The following is a 15,471-nucleotide window of genomic DNA, read 5'->3' as shown; positions in this document are numbered from 1 at the left end:
GTCAGGGCAGGTCGCCCTGGGCCACGCCCAGGCGCATGGCCTCCGCGAGCACGTCCAGGCCCTGCGCGGTGTTGATGCGGGAGTGCGACATCGCGCCGCTGACCACCTGCACGGCCCCGCCCAGCACGAAGGGCAAGGGCCGGCGTCCCAGCCGCATCAGCCGCTCGTCGTAGAACGCGGACGGGGCACGCTCACGCACCAGGCGCGCCAGGGTCACCATGTTCGCGGTGCGCGACGGCTGCATCGCGGGCCCCAGGCACGAGAAGTCGAAGCCCAGCTCCGGCAGCACGGCGCCCCTGCCGTCGCGGTCGAAGACGAAGACGACCTGCGACGTCTCCTCCTGCGAGCCGCGCACGCTCTTCTCCTCCGTCTTCGTCATCTTCAGGCCGCCCGTGATGAGGGCCGTGCCCAGCGCCACCTTCGTCGTCTTCTCCGTGTGCTCGCTCTGCGTGCGCAGGGACGATGCGCCCCGGAGGATGACCGTCACGTCCTCCCAGGCCATGGTGAGCGGCGCGCCCGCGCGAGGCGTGAACGTCGCCTGCGCCGCGCCGAACGTCACGGTGCGAGCCGTGACGCGCTCCGCGACCTCCGACTCGTCGATGGCGAGCGCCGCGAGCCCCGCGTCCCGGAGGGTCTTCACCAGGGCATCCGCCGCATCGGGAGCCAGGCGTGCAATCAGGGCGGGAGGCTCGGGGGCCAGCCGCATGCGGGCCTCCGCCGGGGCCATGCCCGCCGCGGCGGCGAGCACCTGGGCGGCTTCCGGAACCTCACCCGCGGGACGAACGAGCGCGACGATCTTCATGGCCTTTTCCACCCCTGGCGCTGAGCGCCGCCATCCTCGCGCGAATGCAGGGTGGCGCGCATCCGAACCCGGGCGTGGCGGGAACATTCCCCGCGCGGTGGACAAACGCTCAGTCGAGCAGGTGCGGGTTGCGCAGCAGCAGCACTCCGGCCTGCACGGTGGCGGTGTAGCCATTGAGCTTGCCGGTGCGCACCAACTCGCTCACGTCGCGCACGCCGGTCTCCGCGAGGACGCGGTCCACCGCGCCCTCCCCCTGGTTGTACGCCGCGAGCGCGAGCCGCCAGTCGCCGTAGCGCGCATACAGCGCCTGGAAGAGGGCCGCGGCGGCCTCCGTCTCCCGCGCCACGTCCAGCCGCTCGTCGCGTCCCGCCTCCACCTTCAAGCCGTAGCGACGCGCCGTCTCCGGAATGAACATCCACACGCCCGCGCCCCTCGACCCCGGCGCCATCGACGGCTCGCGAGACGTCTCCGGCAGGTTGCTCACCGCCGACTCCACCATCGCCACCGCGAGCAGCCCCTCCGGCAGGGAGCGCGAGCGCAGCGTGCCCGTCATCGCCTCCCGGTGCTCCTGGAGGTTCGCCAGCGCCTTGCGCATGAAGTCGCGGCCCTTCCGCGTGGTGACGAACTTGTTGAGCTGTTCGACCACGGCGGCATCCACCACCACCGGCAGGTCCCCCGCCTTCTGCCCCGCTTCCGCCAGCGCGCGGGCCTCCGCCAGCGACACCGCGCGCCCCCGCACCGTGCCCTGCGCCCACAACGCCAGCGGCGCGAGCACCAACGCCAGCGACAACGACAGCCCCAGGGTGCGCACGGAGCTACGGGGACGTGGCTGGAACAGCATGTGGATCCTCCTGACGGTGGGGTGGGACATGCCGGTGACACCGGCGGGAAGGGAAAAGGCAGCAGGGACACGCAGCGACGCCTGCAACAGGCACCGCGCATACGCCTCCGCGGACACGTGCTTCACCGTGACGAGCGCCTCGTCACAGGCGAACTCCTGACGCTCCGCCAACCACCGCGAGAACGCCCGAGCGAACGGATTCCAGAAGAAGGCGCTGTCGAACCCCAGCCGCGCATAGGCAAACACCGTGTCCCGCTGCCGGTGGTGTTGCAGCTCATGCCGCACCGTGAGCCGGAGCGCCTCCGAGTCCTCCAACACCTCAGCGGGAACCACCGCCCACGCGCCGCCGCCGGGAAACCACACGGAGAACGCGCCGTCCGCCGCGTCCCCCAGCACCACGCGCACCCGGCCCACGCGACGAAGCACGGGCAGCGTCTCCAGCTTCCGCCGCAAGCGCGCATACCGCCGCAGCTCCCACGCCAGGAACGCCAACGCCCCCACGCCCACCAACCCCACTCCGACCCTCGCCCACGGCAGGTCTGCGCCCGGGGACCGCGTCTCCGGCACGGCGCCGAGCACGGGCCGCGCTTCGACAGGCACCAGCGGCGCGGCGTAGCCCGCCAGGGAACGCTCGAACTTGAAGAGCGGCGCCGACGGCATCCACTCCCGCGCCGCGAGCGCCACGAAGGGCAGGAGCACCGCCAGCCCCAGCGTCACCCGCCCCACGCGCAGCGTCTGCCGCGCGTCCAACCGCCGCTCCATCCCCAACGCCAGCGCCGCGCGCAAGAGCCCCAAGCCCACCGCCACCAGCACCGCCGCCGTGAGGTACGCGGCCAGCACGTCCCGGACAAGGGCACTCATCCCCGGCCTCCCTTGCGGCCCAGCAGCTTGCGGATCTGCTCCACCTCCTCCGCGGACAGCGGCACCGCCTCCACCAGCCGCGCCACCAGCGACGACGGCGTCCCGTCGAACACCGTGGCCACCAGGTGGCGCACGCTCTGGGCCTCGTAGGCCTCGCGAGACAGCCGCGCCGAGTACAGGTGCCCCCGCCCCTCCTTGCGGCTCTGCACCACGCCCTTCTGCTCCAGGATGCGCAGCACCGTGGACACCGACGTGTAGGCCAGCTTGCGCTCCGGCGGCAGCGCCGCGAGCACGTCCGCCACGCTCACCTCCCCCAGCTTCCACACGAGCTGCATCAGCTCCAGCTCCACGGGCGTGAGCGGCTTGGACTCCTCGACGGACGGCGGCTTCGTCACGGGCAGGGCCTCCCGGCTTCGAACTAAATCCTTAGTTCAAATACAACTAAGCCTTTAGTTTGAATCCGTCAAGCAGGCGGGCAGTGGCTCGCGGTGGTGGGGTGTGCGGATTCCCACGCACGGGAGGGGCCAGGCCCTTAGACTCCCGGGCACATGCTCCACGTCATCCCTCTGGGCGGCCTTGGCGAAATCGGCCTCAACGCCATGGTGCTCGCCTGCCGTGGGGAGATGCTGCTCATCGACGCCGGCCTGATGTTCCCCTCGTCGGGAATGCCCGGCGTGGACATCATCGTCCCGGACTTCACGCACCTGCAGCGCAACGCGGCCCAGCTCAAGGGCGTGCTCCTCACGCACGGGCACGAGGACCACATCGGCGCGCTCCCCTACCTGCTGGGCGACGTGCCCGTCCCCATCTACGGCACGCGCTTCACGCTCGCGCTCGCGCGGCAGCGCCTGGAGGAGCTGGGCGTGAAGGCGGACCTGCGCGAAATCGAGCCGCGCACCCCCTTCCCCGTGGGCAGCGTCTTCAGCGTGGAGGCCACGCGCGTGACGCACACCGTGCCGGACGCGGTGGGCTTCATCGTGCGCTCGCCCGAAGGCACCGTCATCCACACCGGCGACTTCAAGCTGGACCCGGACCCCATCGACGGGCTCAAGACGGACCTGGAGCGCTGGGGCGAGGCGGGCGACGAAGGCGTGCTGTGCCTGCTGTCGGACTCCACCAACTCCGAGCACGTGGACGAGACCGGCAGCGAGCGCGTGGTGCAGACCACCTTCGAGCGCCTCTTCCACGAGACGAAGGGCCGCATCGTCGTGGCCCAGTTCTCCTCCAACCTCCACCGCATCCGGCACCTGTTGGACCTGTGCGAGCGCACCAGCCGGCTCGTCGCGCTCCAGGGCCGCAGCATGGTGCGCAACGTGGAGCTGGCGCGGGAGATGGGCTACCTGGACGTGCCCGACTCGCTCTTCGTGCACCTGGACAACGTGCCCAAGCTCGCGCCCCACCGCGTGGCGGTGCTCACCACGGGCGCGCAGGGCGAACCGCGCGCGGGCCTCACCCAGCTGGCGAATGGTGACGGGCCCGTGCGCCTGGAGCCCGGCGACACCGTCATCGTCAGCGCCCGGCCCATCCCCGGCAACGAGCGCTCCGTGGGCGCGCTGCTCGACCAGCTCCACTGGCGCGGCGCACGCATCGTCTACGCGCAGGTGGAGCCCGGCGTGCACGTCTCCGGACACGCCAGCCGCCCCCAGCAGCGCCGGGTGCTGGAGCTGATCCGCCCCAGGAACTTCATCCCCGTGCATGGGGAAGTCCGGCACCTGCACCGACACCTGACCACCGCGCGCGAAGCCGGCATGGCGGCGGAAGGCCTGCTGCTGGCCCACGACGGGGACGTGGTGACGTTCGAGGAGGGACGGGGCCGCTTCACTGGCAGCGTGCCTTCAGGGCGCCTCATGATGGAGCGCTCCGGGGACGGCGTGGTGACGCCGGAGACGCTGGTGGAGCGCAACCGGCTGGCGGAGACGGGTGTGGTGGCCGCGGCGGTGGTGCTGAGGCGCGACACCCAGGCGCTGGTGGCGGGGCCCCAGCTGTCCGGCCAGGGCCTCAGCCCGGACGAGCAGGGCGTGCTGGCCCGGGTGGCCCAGGACGCGCGGGCCTTCTTCGAGGAGCTCAACCCCCTGCTCCGGGGGGACGACGCCCTGGTCCGGGAGGAGCTCACGAAGGCGGTGAAGCGGGCCTTCAAGCAGCACACCTCCCGGCGGACCCTGGTGGTGCCCTTGGTCGTCCGGGTGTAGGTATGTTAAGGGCGCGAAAGGTCCCCCCATGCCCTCCTTCGACGTCATCTCCAAGATCGATCTGGCTGAACTCGACAACGCGGTCAATCAGACCCGCAAGGAGCTCAGCACCCGCTACGACTTCCAGGGCGTGAAGGCCGAAATCGACATCGCCCCGGATCATTCCGCGCTCACGCTGAAGACCAACAGCGAGGAGAAGCTCCAGGCCGCCAAGGAGGTCCTGCTCGGCAAGCTGGCCAAGCGCGGCATCAGCCTGCGCGTCCTGGAGTTCGGCGACATCGAAAAGACGGGCCTGTCCAACGTCAAGCAGCCCATCAAGCTCCAGCAGGGCATCCCGGTGGAGAAGTCCAAGGAGCTGATCAAGGTCCTCAAGGAGTCGAAGCTCAAGGTGCAGGGCTCCATCCAGGCGGATCAGCTCCGCGTCACGGGCAAGAACCGGGACGACCTGCAGGAGGCCATGGCGCTGTTCCGCAAGGAGCAGGACCGCCTCAGCCTGGACATGCAGTTCACCAACTTCCGCGACTAGAGGCGCCCCTTCGCCATGCACGCCGCCCGTCTGGCCCCCCTGCCCCTCTGTCTGCTCCTCGCCACCGGCGCGTTCGCGCAGGGCGCGGCGCCCCGGCCCAGCAAGCCGGTGCCCGTGCTCAAGAAGGCGCCCCGGCCGGAGAAGGGGCTCAAGGACTTCGGCTCGCCGCTGGTCCTCAAGCCGCTGTCCACCGAGGGTGCCACCGCGAACTTCTCCGCCCGGGTGGGCTGGCGCAAGGACACGCTCTTCGTGGGCGTGGAGGCCACGGACAACCAGCTGCTCGCGGGTGACGTCATCACCCTCACGCTCTACTTCCCGGACTCGGGGCCCACCGCCACGGGCTACACCTACCGCTTCGCCTTCGACGGCCAGCGCACCTCCGGGGCGGACAGCGGCACGCCGAAGTTCGCGCAGGGCCTGGTGAACGCCGCCGTGCACCGCCAGGGCGACACGCTGTCGGTGGTGGCGATGATTCCCGTGCGCGCCCTGCCCCGCTTCCCCGCGGTGGATCCGCTCGTCATGGACCTCTGCATCACCTACGAGGACCAGGACCAGGTGGGCGCCAAGGTGGTGCCGGTGTCCAACTGCAAGGGCGGCACGATGCCGGAGGGAGAGGCGCTGCGCCTGCCGGACGAGGCGCGCAAGAACCTCAAGCTGAAGCCCCCGGAGAACGTCACCGCCCTGGAGGCGGCCCCCACCGGCTGGCTGGGCTGGGGCGTGCTCAGCTACCCCAACTGGGCCCAGGGCGACGCGCCCCTCACCCCCGGCTCGCTGCGCGAGTTGGTGGCGCCCAACGCGGTGGACGCGTCGAAGATGGGCGTGAACCTGCCGGAAACATTAAGCCTGCCGGACGGACGGCCGGTCGTTACCGTGCTCACTGGGAAGAATCCCTATGCCGTCGAGGGTCAATGCGACTCCGATGACGAGCTCCGCATGGGGCTCTATGTGGTGTCGGGGAAGACAGCCCAGCGGGTGCTCGACTGGCCGGCCGCCACCTGTGCGCTGGGTCGCGCCACCTCGGTGGAGCTGGAAGAAGACGGGGCGCTGAACATCGGTTACTCGAACGGCGCCATCATCAACTTCGTTTGGAGTGCGGACCACTTCGAGCGGACGCAACTGGGAAAGCGGTAGACGCGCGTGGAAGAGACCAAGAGCCTGTACATGATGACCCTCGGCTGCCCGAAGAACCGGGTGGACTCCGAGGTGATGCTGGGCACGCTGCGCACGCGCGGCTATTCGCTCGTGCAGGAGGCCTCGCAGGCCGAGGTCATCGTGGTCAACACGTGCGCCTTCATCGGCCCTGCGAAGCAGGAGTCGGTGGACTCCATCCTGGAGATGGCGGAGCTGAAGAAGTCGGGCGCGTGCAAGACGCTCGTCGTCACCGGCTGCCTGTCCCAGCGCTACGGCCAGGAGCTGTCGCAGGAGATGCCGGAGGTGGACCACTTCCTGGGCACCAGCGCGTACGCCCAGATTGGCGACCTGCTGGCGGCGGAGGCCACGCCGCGCCAGGTGATTCCGGATCCGGACTACATCCACAACGCGGAGACGCCGCGCATCAACTCGATGCCGAAGTACACGGCGTACCTGAAGATTTCAGAGGGCTGCGACAACGCCTGCGCGTTCTGCATCATCCCCACGCTGCGCGGCGGCCAGCGCTCGCGCACGGTGCAGGACATCGTGGCGGAGGCGCGGAACCTGGCGGACAGCGGCGTGCAGGAGCTGAACCTCGTCGCGCAGGACCTGACGGCGTACGGGCATGACCTGCCCGGCAAGCCGAAGCTCCACGAGCTGCTCAAGGAGCTGGTGAAGGTGGACGTGAAGTGGATCCGCCTGCACTACGCCTACCCGCGCGTGTTCCCGGACGAGCTCATCGACGTCATCGCCACCGAGCCGAAGATCGCCAAGTACCTGGACATGCCGGTGCAGCACGCCAGCGACAAGCTGCTCTTGTCCATGAAGCGCGGCCGCAACTCGGAGTTCCTCAAGAAGCTGCTGGGCAAGCTGCGCGAGCGCGTGCCGAACCTGGTGATGCGCACCTCGCTCATCGTCGGCCTGCCGGGTGAGACGGAGGAGGACTTCGAGCTCCTGAAGGAATTCGTGAAGGAGCAGCGCTTCCAGCGCCTGGGCGTGTTCCAGTACTCGGACGAGGAGAACACCGCCGCGTTCGACCTGCCGAACAAGGTCCCGGCGAAGACCATCGAGCGCCGCTGGCGCGAGGTGATGGCCATCCAGAAGCGCATCAACCGCGAGCAGAACAAGAAGCTCGTGGGCCAGAAGCTCACCGTGCTGGTGGAGGGCCCCAGCGAGGAGTCCGAGCACCTGCTGGTGGGCCGCCACGAGGGCCAGGCGCCGGAAATCGACGGGCAGGTCTACATCAACGACGGCCTGGCGTACCCGGGCGAGTTCGTCACCGTGGAGGTGACGGAGGCGCACGACTACGACCTCATCGCCCGCGTGGTGGAGCGTCCGGATCCGAAGCAGCGCGAGCACACCCCGCGCGAGGCCCATCCCGCGCCCGTGCCGCTGAAGGCGCTGGCGCGTCCGCCGGAGCCGCGGCCGGAGTAGTCCGTCACGAACGAAGGCCGTACCCCGGGCCCGCCCCGTCCTCCCACCCGGAGGCGGTCGCGGGCCCGAGCCGTTCGTGGGCCCTACTTCGGATCCTCGGGCTCCAGCTCGCGCTCCTCGACGGGCGGCGGCTGCGGGCCCGAGCCCTTCGTCGGCACCGCCACGCCCTCGCCCAGCGGCGTGGGCTGGCACTCGCACACGGTGCGCCGCGACGCGGACTCCGTGACGAAGGCGCACGTCGTGGGGCACTCGGGCTGACGCCCTTCCTCCACCAGCGACACGGCGTAGCTCTTCGCGCCCTGGAGCGCGGCGTGGCACGCGGGCAGGGTCTTCGCCAGCGAGGCCCAGGGCAGCCGGTGCTGGGTGTTGGCTCCGCGCGTGGTGGTCGGGAAGCTCAGGCCCACCTGACAGCCCGTCTCCAGACGCTGACCCTCCGCGCCCCGAGGCTCCACGTACAGGCGCACGCCCTCCGGCACGTCCCGGAACACCTCGCCGGAGAGGGCCACCGCGCCGTCGGGCTCCGCGCGCACGAAGATGCCGTAGCAGGCCTCCTCACTGAACGCGCCACCTTCGCCCGCGCACTGCTGGCGGCCTCCGCCCTCGGGCGTGCGCACGTGGGGCCTGCGCAGCACCAGCGCCCCACCCTGCGCGTCCACGGTGGCGGTGAAGCGGCCCCACACGTCCGGGCCCAGCCGGCCCAGGCTGCTCTGCGACGGCCAGCGCCCCGCGGCCTCCATCACCAGCGGCTTCACGCCCAGGCCGTCGGCCACCTCCACCGCGTCCACCACGAAGGTGCGCGGCGGCAGGCCCGCGGCCGTCTCCAGCGGCTGAAGCCCCAGCCCCAGCGCGGGGTCCACCGCCAGGCGGGAGAAGGGCTCGCGCGTGCCCAGCACGAAGGGGCCGGTGATGCTCGCTCCGCCCTGCGTCACCTGCACGGCCAGGAGCGGCCAGTCGCCCAGCGGCTCGCGGCTCAGCTCCACCACGTGGGACTCGCGCACCGAGTCCGTCGCGCGCAGCTCCGCGTCGTAGGCCTCGCGGGGACGTGAAGCGGTGAAGGTCACCTCGCGGCGCAGCGGATCCACCGTGAGGGCATACGGGAACAGCACGTCCTGCCCCAGCGTCACCGAGCAGCCCGTCTCACCGGAGAGCAGCAGCGTGCGCAGGGGCGGCGCCACCGGGCCCACCGTCACCGGCGGGGCCGGCACCTCCGGCCAGGAGCGATGGCCTCCGGAGGACTCCGGCACGCGCGCGGTCCCCGCGGCCACGGGCGGCTCACCGCCGAAGCAGCTGGAGGACACGAGCGACAGCGGCCGCGTGACGTCCAGCACCACCGGCACGGCCCGGCTTCCCAACCGCCCCGCCACCGTCAGCCGCAGCGAGGGCGACGACAGGAGGGGCAGCGTCTGCCCCGCGAGGCTCGTGGGACGTGAAGGGCCCGCGGGCGCGGCGGAGTGACACCCCGCGCCCAGCAGCACGCATCCCGCCAGCAGCACGCCACGCATGGAGGGCGGCCCGTCCTACTGCGCCTTCTTGGTGAAGTCGTCCACGCGGGTGCCCTCGGGCGGGTTCAGCTTGAAGCTGTCCGCGGAGATGCCCACGTTCGTCTTCAGGTCCAGGAACGCGATGGTGTTCTCACTGCCGTCCGGATCCACCACCGTGCTCTTGAGCACCTGCGCCGTCGAGGGGTCCACCTCCAGGCGCACCTGGCGGAAGCGGGGCTCGTTCTTCAGCGGATCCAGCACCAGCAGCGTGCCCTTGCAGTCCTTGCAGTCGCCCTTGGTGATGGCGAACTCGTCCGCCAGCTTCCCCTGGCCGAAGAGGAACGTCACCGACGCGGACAGCTGGCTGGTGTCCATGGCCGCCACCGACAGCGTCTGCGCCTCAGGGTCGTGCATGTAGACCTTGTTGCCCGCGAGCACGAAGGTCCGCTTGGACGGGTTCTCGTACTCCCAGCGCATCAGGCCCGGCTTCTTGTAGGTCACCGTGCCCGTGGACGTCTGCGTGCGGCGGAAGGCCTTGTACTTGTAGTCCTGCTTGAAGCCCGCCTTGAAGTCGCCCGTCTTCTCGTAGAAGGCCTGCATCCGGTCCACGAGCGTCTTCACCTCGGGCGCCATCGGCTTCGGAGTGGGCTTGGCGGCATTGGCGGCCACGCTCGCGTCGCCCTGCTTCGCGGCGGGGGGCATGGCGGCCGTGCCGGCATCCTTGGGAGCGGCGGCGGGGGCCTTGGCGGCGGCCGCGGGCTTCGGCGCGGGCGCGGTGGTGGGGGCCTGCGTGAGGAGCGTGAAGAGCAGGGATTCCAGCAACATGGCGTGCGCCTCCGGAGCGGGCACCCAGGGCGCCCGCAGGGTCCATCTACCGCATCCGGACGGCCCCCGGGGGGCCGGCATTCACCGCTGTGTGGCTTTGACCAGACGCTTCCGCTGCTTCACGCCCAGCAGGTAGAAGCGCTCCCGCAGTTCCTGGGCCTCCGTGGGCGTCAGATCTCCGGAGCCCCCCGCCAGGTGCTCGTCCCGCCAGGCGATCGCCCGGGTGATGCTGGCGGATGCCGCCGCGGAGATGTTCAGGCTCTGGCTGAAGCCCTTCATGGGCACCCAGAAGGTGCCATCCACGCCGTTGAGCACGTCGTCGCTGACGCCATAGCGCTCGTTGCCGAACACCATGGCGAACTTCGTGTCGAAGCGCAGCGTGTAGAGGTTGGTGGCCCCCTCGCGCAGCGCCGACGCGTAGAGGCTGAAGCCCCGCCCCTTCAGGTGCTCGCGGCACTCCGCGAACGTCTTGTAGAGGTGCACGTCCAACCACTTGTCGCAGCCCTGGGCCACCCGCAGGTTGGGGATGAAGGGCGCTTCCGGGTTGATGACGACGTGCACCTCCTGAACGCCCATGGACTCGCAGGTGCGCAGCACCGCGGCCATGTTGAAGTTGTCCTCCAGCCGGTCGAGCACCACCACGAAGTTGCGCGTGCGCTGGCTGACGACGCGGTCGATCTTCTCCTTCCGCACGTCGAGCAGGAACTGCTCCGGCTCGACGCCTTCGCGCTCGAACTTCTCGTAGCGGGGGCCTCCACCAGCCATCGGCTCAGCGCCTCCCGCCGGGCTTCTTCGCCGGGGCCCTGCGGGCGGCCTTCTTCACCGGGGCCTTGCGGGCGGCCTTCTTCGCCACCGGCTTGAGCGAGGTCTTCTTCGCAGCGGCCTTCTTCGCAGGAGTCTTCTTCGCGGCGGCCTTCTTCGCAGGAGCCTTCTTCGCGGCGGCCTTCTTGGCCGAAGCCTTCTTCGCCGGCCCCTTGCGCGCCGCCTGCTTCGCGGCCTTCTTCGCGGCGGCCTTCTTCACGGGGGCCTTGGCCACCGCCTTCTTCGCCGGAGCCTTCTTCGCCGGAGCCTTCTTCGCCGGCGCCTTGGAGGCGGACCTCTCCGTCGGCATCTCGACGTGGAGCTTGTCCGTGCTGCCGGTGAAGAGCACCTCCGCCACCGCGTCCATCAGGGCCTGCATGCCCTCGCCCGTGGCGCAGGACACCGGGTACACACGGATGCCCCGGCGGCGCAGCGCCTCCGTGAAGGGCCCCAGCCGCTCACGGCCCTCCGTGAGGTCCTGCTTGTTGGCGGCCACCACCTGCGGCTTGCTGGCCAGCTCCGCGCTGTACTTCTTCAACTCCGTGTTGAGGATGTTGAAGTCGTCCAGCGGCTTGCGGCCCTCGCCCTCGGCGCCCATGTCGATGAGGTGCACCAGCACCTTGCAGCGCTCCACGTGGCGCAGGAACTGGTGGCCCAGGCCCACGCCCTCGCTGGCGCCCTCGATGATGCCGGGGATGTCCGCCATGACGAAGGACAGGTTGTCCTTGTACTGGACCATGCCCAGGTTCGGCACCAGCGTGGTGAACGGGTAGTCCGCCACCTTCGGCCGCGCCCGGCTCACCCGCGAGATGAACGTGCTCTTGCCCGCGTTGGGGAAGCCCAGGAGGCCCACGTCCGCCAGCAGCTTCAGCTCCAGCCGCAGGGTGATCTCCTCACCCTTTCCGCCGTCCTGCGCGAAGCGCGGCGTCTGGCGCGTGGAGGTGGCGAAGTTCATGTTGCCCAGGCCGCCCCGGCCGCCCTTGGCCGCCACGAACTGCTGGCCCGGGTCGCTCAGGTCCACCAGCAGCTCGCCCGTCTGCTCGTTGCGGATCAGCGTGCCCACCGGCACCTGGAGGACCAGGTCCTCGGCGCCATGGCCGTTGCAGTCGCTGCCCATGCCGTGCTCGCCGCTCTTGGCCCGGTGGTGCTGCTGGTAGCGGTAGTCCAGGAGCGTGGTCAGCTGCGGGTTCGCCACGAACACCACGGAGCCGCCATTGCCGCCGTCCCCGCCATTGGGGCCGCCGCGCTCGATGAACTTCTCACGCCGGAAGGCCACGGCGCCGTTCCCGCCGTCTCCTGCCTTCACGTAGATGCGTACTTCGTCGACGAACTTCATGGGGCGAACGCCCTCCTGGAAAAACACAAAGCGGGCCGTCCTCGCATCCGCCCGTTCCCAACGGGAACGGAAGGACCGGGAACGACCCGCTCGGTAAGCCGTGCCCCGGGTTGCCCCGAGGCCACTGACTAGGCGCTCGCCTGCTCGGCGGCGGCCGGGTACACGGACACCTTCTTCTTGTCGCGGCCGAGGCGCTCGTACTTCACCACGCCGTCCACGGTCGAGAAGAGGGTGAAGTCGCGACCGAGCTTCACGTTCGTGCCCGGGTGGATGACCGTGCCGACCTGACGGACGAGGATGCTGCCCGCCGTGATGGTCTCACCGCCGTACACCTTCACGCCACGGTACTGCGGGTTGGAATCACGCCCGTTGCGCGAAGAACCCTGACCTTTTTTATGGGCCATGACACCTGCTCCTTGAAGTTCGTGTGGGGAATGCCCGGAAAAGCGACTAGCCGGAGATCGAGGTGACCTTCACCTCGGTGTACGGCTGGCGGTGGCCACGGCGACGGGTCCAGCCTTCCTTCTCCTTCCGGAAGTGCAGGACGCGGCGGTGCTTGTCCTGCGCCAGCACCTTGCCCACGACCTTCGCGCCCGCCACCGTCGGCTGGCCCACCTTCGGGCTCTCAGAGCCGCCCAGCAGGAGAACCTCGGTGAACGAGACCTCAGCGCCGATGTCACCGGCGATCTTCTCGATCCGGACAACGTCGCCCTCGGCGACGCGGTACTGCTTTCCGCCCGTGCGAATGACTGCGTACATCGTCGAACCCCTGTCAGCTTCGGGTTGGTTCAACCCATGGAATCCAACGCGCATTTCGGACGGAGGACCGGCCGGCGCGCTAAAAGACGGCGGGACTTACGAGAATCCCGGGGGGGAGTCAAGGCAGTTGGCGGATCAGCCCGCCCCCAGGCTCCCTATTTGCTTTTGAATAGAATTCCCGGAATAAAGTCGACTGGACCGCAACCGAGCGCTCGCTAGGATGTGCGCCGCTTGCTTTCCACCTGTACCTGTACCTCATCCCTGAGGGGGAGAACCATCATGAAGAAGATCCTGTTCGGTCTGGCGGCCATGGCCTCGCTCACCGCTTGCGGCGGCAACATTTGCGACGACACCGCGGACGCGTTTGAGAGCCTGATCGACAAGGTCGAGGAGTGTGGCCTGCCCACGACCGGCTTCCAGGAGCCGACGGACGAGGACATCGAGTCCTGCAAGGAGTCGCTCGACGACTGCAGCGACTCGGACAAGGACAAGCTGGACGCGTTCGTGACCTGCATGAACGACGTCAAGGGCTGCAACGACAAGACCCAGACCGAGCAGCTGGCGTTCGCGGAGCGTCTCTCGAAGTGCAACGCCAAGCTCGATGGCGTGAGCGCGGCCTGCGGGGGCGAGTAGTCACGTCTTCCGGCTGAATCGCCGGAAGCACCGTCAGGGCCCGGTTCCCTCCCCAGGGAATCGGGCTCTTTCATTTCGGGGCCCCGACAGGCGCGCGCCCAGCGCCCGGTCCACCACCCGGCGGCGCTGGTGGTACTCCCATTCCAGGGGGTCCAGCTCCAGGCCCCGCTCGTAGGACTCCAGGGCCCGCTGGAGCTGGCCGTCGCGCTCCAGCGCGTTGCCGGTGAGGAAGTGCACCCGCGCGGTGCCCACCGCCCGGGGCTGTTCCGCCAGGTACTCACGGCGGAGGGCGTCCGCCTGGACCGCGGTCAGGCCCGCCTCCAGGCACCGCGCCACGCCCCGGGCATTGCCCAGCCGGGCGTCGTAGCGGGCCCGGCGCAGCGGCACGCCCAGGGTGTCGCCCGCGTCCCTCACGCGGATCAGCATGGACTCCAGGCGCGAGCGCTGCCCGCGCGACAGGGACCGCTGCCGCAGCGCGGACAGGGCTCCCCACAGCTCGCGCGCCCGCTCCCGTGCGGACTCCAGCTCCACGTCCGGTGAAAGCCCCAGCACCGCATAGTGCGTCCCCTCCCCCGCCAGCTGTCCGCGCCACATCGCCAGGACGCGCTCGGCCTCGGCGTCGTCCGGAAGCTCCCGGGGCGCGGGGAGCGGAGAGGCCGTGGCGCTCGCGAGGTGCTGCTCCACGCGGGCCTTCAGCGCGGCGGACGGCGCGACGAACTGCACGCCGAAGCCCGGGCGCATGCTCCAGGCCTGGGCCTGCTCGGGCGAGACGTGGCGCACCACCTCGCACGTGACGGACAGCGGCCCCGTGGACAGCGGCAGCACCACCTGGACCTGGGCGAACAGCGGAGGCAGCTCCCCCGTCGCGTGCAGGAACACACCGCCGCGCGACAGGTCCGACCCCGTGAAGGCCCGGGGTTGGGCTCCCGGCTGAAGCACCACCTGCACGGGCAACGGGAGTGTCTTTCCCCCGGACGCGCCCGGCGGGGCCAGCGGCGGGGTGCGCCGGGGCCCGGTGACGGGAGTCCCCGGGGTGGATCCGGCTTGCATGGGACGGGGACCGCCCACGGCCGCGCGCGGCGACGGGGGCCGCGTGGCGAGGGCCTGCTCCAGCGCGGCCCTGAGGGCGAGCGCGTGGGGGAAGCGTTCCTCCGGCGTCTTCGCCAGCGCGCGCAGCACCACCGCCTCCAGCGCGGCCGGCACCGAAGGGCAGATGGAGCGCGGGGCCGGGGGCGTGCGCGTCTGGTGCGCCACGAGCTGGGCGGTGAGCCCCTCGTCGGGAAAGGGCAGCCGCCCGGTGAGCAGCTGGTAGGCGATGACGCCCACCGCGTACAGGTCCGCGCGGCCGTCCAGGCGCCGGCTCAGGGACTGCTCCGGGGCCATGTACTCCGGCGTGCCCACGATGATGCCCGCCACCGTCTCCGGCATGCTCGCGTCCACCAGCTTCGCGATGCCGAAGTCGAGCACCTTCACGAACGGCATCCCCCGCCCGCGCTTCACCAGGAAGATGTTGTCCGGCTTCAGGTCGCGGTGGACGATGCCCCGCGCGTGCGCCGCATGCAGCGCGTCACACACCTGCATCAGCATGGGCACCACCGCCCCGGCGGACATGGGCGTCCCCACCCACGCCGACAGGGGCGCCCCCTCCAGGAACTCCATGATGAGGTACGGACGGGGCGCCGTGGCGTTGAGGTCGAAGATGCTGACGATGTTCTCGTGCCCGATGAGGTTCACCGCCCGGGCCTCGGCGTGGAAGCGCTGCACCAGCTCCGGGTAGCGCGTCAGGTGTTCGTGGAGCACCTTCACCGCCACGCGGCTGCCAATGGACACGTGCTCGGCCAGGTAGACGGAC

15 protein-coding genes are annotated in these 15,471 nt (G+C 70.3%); 5 read left to right on the top strand and 10 right to left on the bottom strand.

The genetic code is table 11. From position 1 onward, the window contains the following. Window position 1: 1 nt before the first annotated feature. The 3 genes from D7V80_RS08820 to D7V80_RS08810 form a co-directional block, all read right to left on the bottom strand. Entirely contained in the window at window positions 2-802 is an 801-nt protein-coding gene (locus D7V80_RS08820; RefSeq protein WP_120587733.1) for a hypothetical protein, read from the bottom strand. A gap of 109 nt (window positions 803-911) precedes the next feature. Continuing rightward, window positions 912-2,504 (bottom strand): M56 and MltD domain-containing protein, encoded by a 1,593-nt coding sequence (locus D7V80_RS08815; protein ID WP_120587732.1) that lies wholly within the window; start codon window positions 2,502-2,504, stop codon window positions 912-914. After that, window positions 2,501-2,899, bottom strand: coding sequence for a BlaI/MecI/CopY family transcriptional regulator (locus D7V80_RS08810; protein WP_120587731.1), 399 nt, complete (start codon window positions 2,897-2,899; stop codon window positions 2,501-2,503). The genes D7V80_RS08815 and D7V80_RS08810 overlap by 4 nt, the downstream gene beginning before the upstream one ends. Before the next feature lie 153 nt (window positions 2,900-3,052). Between D7V80_RS08810 and D7V80_RS08805 the strand changes: the two genes are divergently transcribed. The 4 genes from D7V80_RS08805 to rimO are packed head-to-tail and all read left to right on the top strand — an operon-like array spanning window position 3,053 to window position 7,784. Further along, the gene (locus tag D7V80_RS08805; RefSeq protein ID WP_120587730.1) at window positions 3,053-4,693 is read left to right on the top strand and encodes a ribonuclease J; all 1,641 of its coding nucleotides are present in this window, start codon (window positions 3,053-3,055) and stop codon (window positions 4,691-4,693) included. 28 nt (window positions 4,694-4,721) lie between these two features. Further along, window positions 4,722-5,219, top strand: coding sequence for a YajQ family cyclic di-GMP-binding protein (locus D7V80_RS08800; protein ID WP_014394230.1), 498 nt, complete (start codon window positions 4,722-4,724; stop codon window positions 5,217-5,219). 15 nt (window positions 5,220-5,234) lie between these two features. Then, window positions 5,235-6,350, top strand: coding sequence for a hypothetical protein (locus D7V80_RS08795; protein ID WP_120587729.1), 1,116 nt, complete (start codon window positions 5,235-5,237; stop codon window positions 6,348-6,350). Between the two features lie 33 nt (window positions 6,351-6,383). Beyond that, a complete protein-coding gene (rimO, locus tag D7V80_RS08790; RefSeq protein ID WP_370452473.1) occupies window positions 6,384-7,784 on the top strand; it encodes a 30S ribosomal protein S12 methylthiotransferase RimO in 1,401 nt (466 codons plus the stop codon). Between the two features lie 83 nt (window positions 7,785-7,867). Here the strand turns inward: rimO and D7V80_RS08785 are convergent, their stop codons facing one another. The 6 genes from D7V80_RS08785 to rplU form a co-directional block, all read right to left on the bottom strand. Next, a complete protein-coding gene (locus tag D7V80_RS08785) occupies window positions 7,868-9,286 on the bottom strand; it encodes a hypothetical protein (protein WP_120587727.1) in 1,419 nt (472 codons plus the stop codon). A 15-nt stretch (window positions 9,287-9,301) separates the two neighbouring features. Beyond that, window positions 9,302-10,090: an outer membrane lipoprotein carrier protein LolA gene (locus D7V80_RS08780; RefSeq protein ID WP_120587726.1), complete on the bottom strand. Its 789-nt coding sequence runs from the start codon at window positions 10,088-10,090 to the stop codon at window positions 9,302-9,304. An 81-nt stretch (window positions 10,091-10,171) separates the two neighbouring features. Beyond that, entirely contained in the window at window positions 10,172-10,855 is a 684-nt protein-coding gene (locus tag D7V80_RS08775; protein WP_120587725.1) for an RNA methyltransferase, read from the bottom strand. Window positions 10,856-10,859: 4 nt separating this feature from the next. Next, window positions 10,860-12,227: a GTPase ObgE gene (gene obgE / locus D7V80_RS08770; protein WP_120587724.1), complete on the bottom strand. Its 1,368-nt coding sequence runs from the start codon at window positions 12,225-12,227 to the stop codon at window positions 10,860-10,862. Between the two features lie 128 nt (window positions 12,228-12,355). Beyond that, window positions 12,356-12,631 carry a 50S ribosomal protein L27 gene (rpmA, locus tag D7V80_RS08765; protein ID WP_014394223.1) on the bottom strand — a complete coding sequence of 92 codons (276 nt, stop codon included), beginning with the start codon at window positions 12,629-12,631 and terminating at the stop codon, window positions 12,356-12,358. A 46-nt stretch (window positions 12,632-12,677) separates the two neighbouring features. Continuing rightward, on the bottom strand, window positions 12,678-12,986 hold the full coding sequence (rplU, locus tag D7V80_RS08760; protein WP_014394222.1) for a 50S ribosomal protein L21: 309 nt from the start codon (window positions 12,984-12,986) through the stop codon (window positions 12,678-12,680). A 279-nt stretch (window positions 12,987-13,265) separates the two neighbouring features. On the opposite strand from rplU, the gene D7V80_RS08755 reads away from it, so the two are divergent. After that, complete coding sequence (locus D7V80_RS08755) at window positions 13,266-13,619, top strand: hypothetical protein (RefSeq protein ID WP_120587723.1); 354 nt, start codon at window positions 13,266-13,268, stop codon at window positions 13,617-13,619. A 33-nt stretch (window positions 13,620-13,652) separates the two neighbouring features. On the opposite strand, the gene D7V80_RS08750 is transcribed toward D7V80_RS08755, so the two are convergent. Continuing rightward, window positions 13,653-15,471 (bottom strand): protein kinase (locus tag D7V80_RS08750; protein WP_120587722.1); only part of this gene is annotated, 1,819 nt, incomplete at its 5' end.

The sequence above is a fragment of the Corallococcus sp. CA054B genome, from assembly GCF_003611625.1.
Lineage (GTDB): Bacteria > Myxococcota > Myxococcia > Myxococcales > Myxococcaceae > Corallococcus > Corallococcus coralloides.
This window is presented reverse-complemented; position numbering and strand designations above follow the sequence as displayed.

Bases quoted from the DNA above. Each gene is read 5' to 3' on its own strand.
- D7V80_RS08820 (WP_120587733.1), bottom strand. From the start codon at position 802: ATGAAGATCGTCGCGCTCGTTCGTCCCGCGGGTGAGGTTCCGGAAGCC.
- D7V80_RS08815 (WP_120587732.1), bottom strand. From the start codon at position 2,504: ATGAGTGCCCTTGTCCGGGACGTGCTGGCCGCGTACCTCACGGCGGCG.
- D7V80_RS08805 (WP_120587730.1), top strand. From the start codon at position 3,053: ATGCTCCACGTCATCCCTCTGGGCGGCCTTGGCGAAATCGGCCTCAAC.
- D7V80_RS08800 (WP_014394230.1), top strand. From the start codon at position 4,722: ATGCCCTCCTTCGACGTCATCTCCAAGATCGATCTGGCTGAACTCGAC.
- D7V80_RS08795 (WP_120587729.1), top strand. From the start codon at position 5,235: ATGCACGCCGCCCGTCTGGCCCCCCTGCCCCTCTGTCTGCTCCTCGCC.
- rimO (WP_370452473.1), top strand. From the start codon at position 6,384: ATGACCCTCGGCTGCCCGAAGAACCGGGTGGACTCCGAGGTGATGCTG.
- D7V80_RS08785 (WP_120587727.1), bottom strand. From the start codon at position 9,286: ATGCGTGGCGTGCTGCTGGCGGGATGCGTGCTGCTGGGCGCGGGGTGT.
- D7V80_RS08780 (WP_120587726.1), bottom strand. From the start codon at position 10,090: ATGTTGCTGGAATCCCTGCTCTTCACGCTCCTCACGCAGGCCCCCACC.
- D7V80_RS08775 (WP_120587725.1), bottom strand. From the start codon at position 10,855: ATGGCTGGTGGAGGCCCCCGCTACGAGAAGTTCGAGCGCGAAGGCGTC.
- obgE (WP_120587724.1), bottom strand. From the start codon at position 12,227: ATGAAGTTCGTCGACGAAGTACGCATCTACGTGAAGGCAGGAGACGGC.
- rpmA (WP_014394223.1), bottom strand. From the start codon at position 12,631: ATGGCCCATAAAAAAGGTCAGGGTTCTTCGCGCAACGGGCGTGATTCC.
- rplU (WP_014394222.1), bottom strand. From the start codon at position 12,986: ATGTACGCAGTCATTCGCACGGGCGGAAAGCAGTACCGCGTCGCCGAG.
- D7V80_RS08755 (WP_120587723.1), top strand. From the start codon at position 13,266: ATGAAGAAGATCCTGTTCGGTCTGGCGGCCATGGCCTCGCTCACCGCT.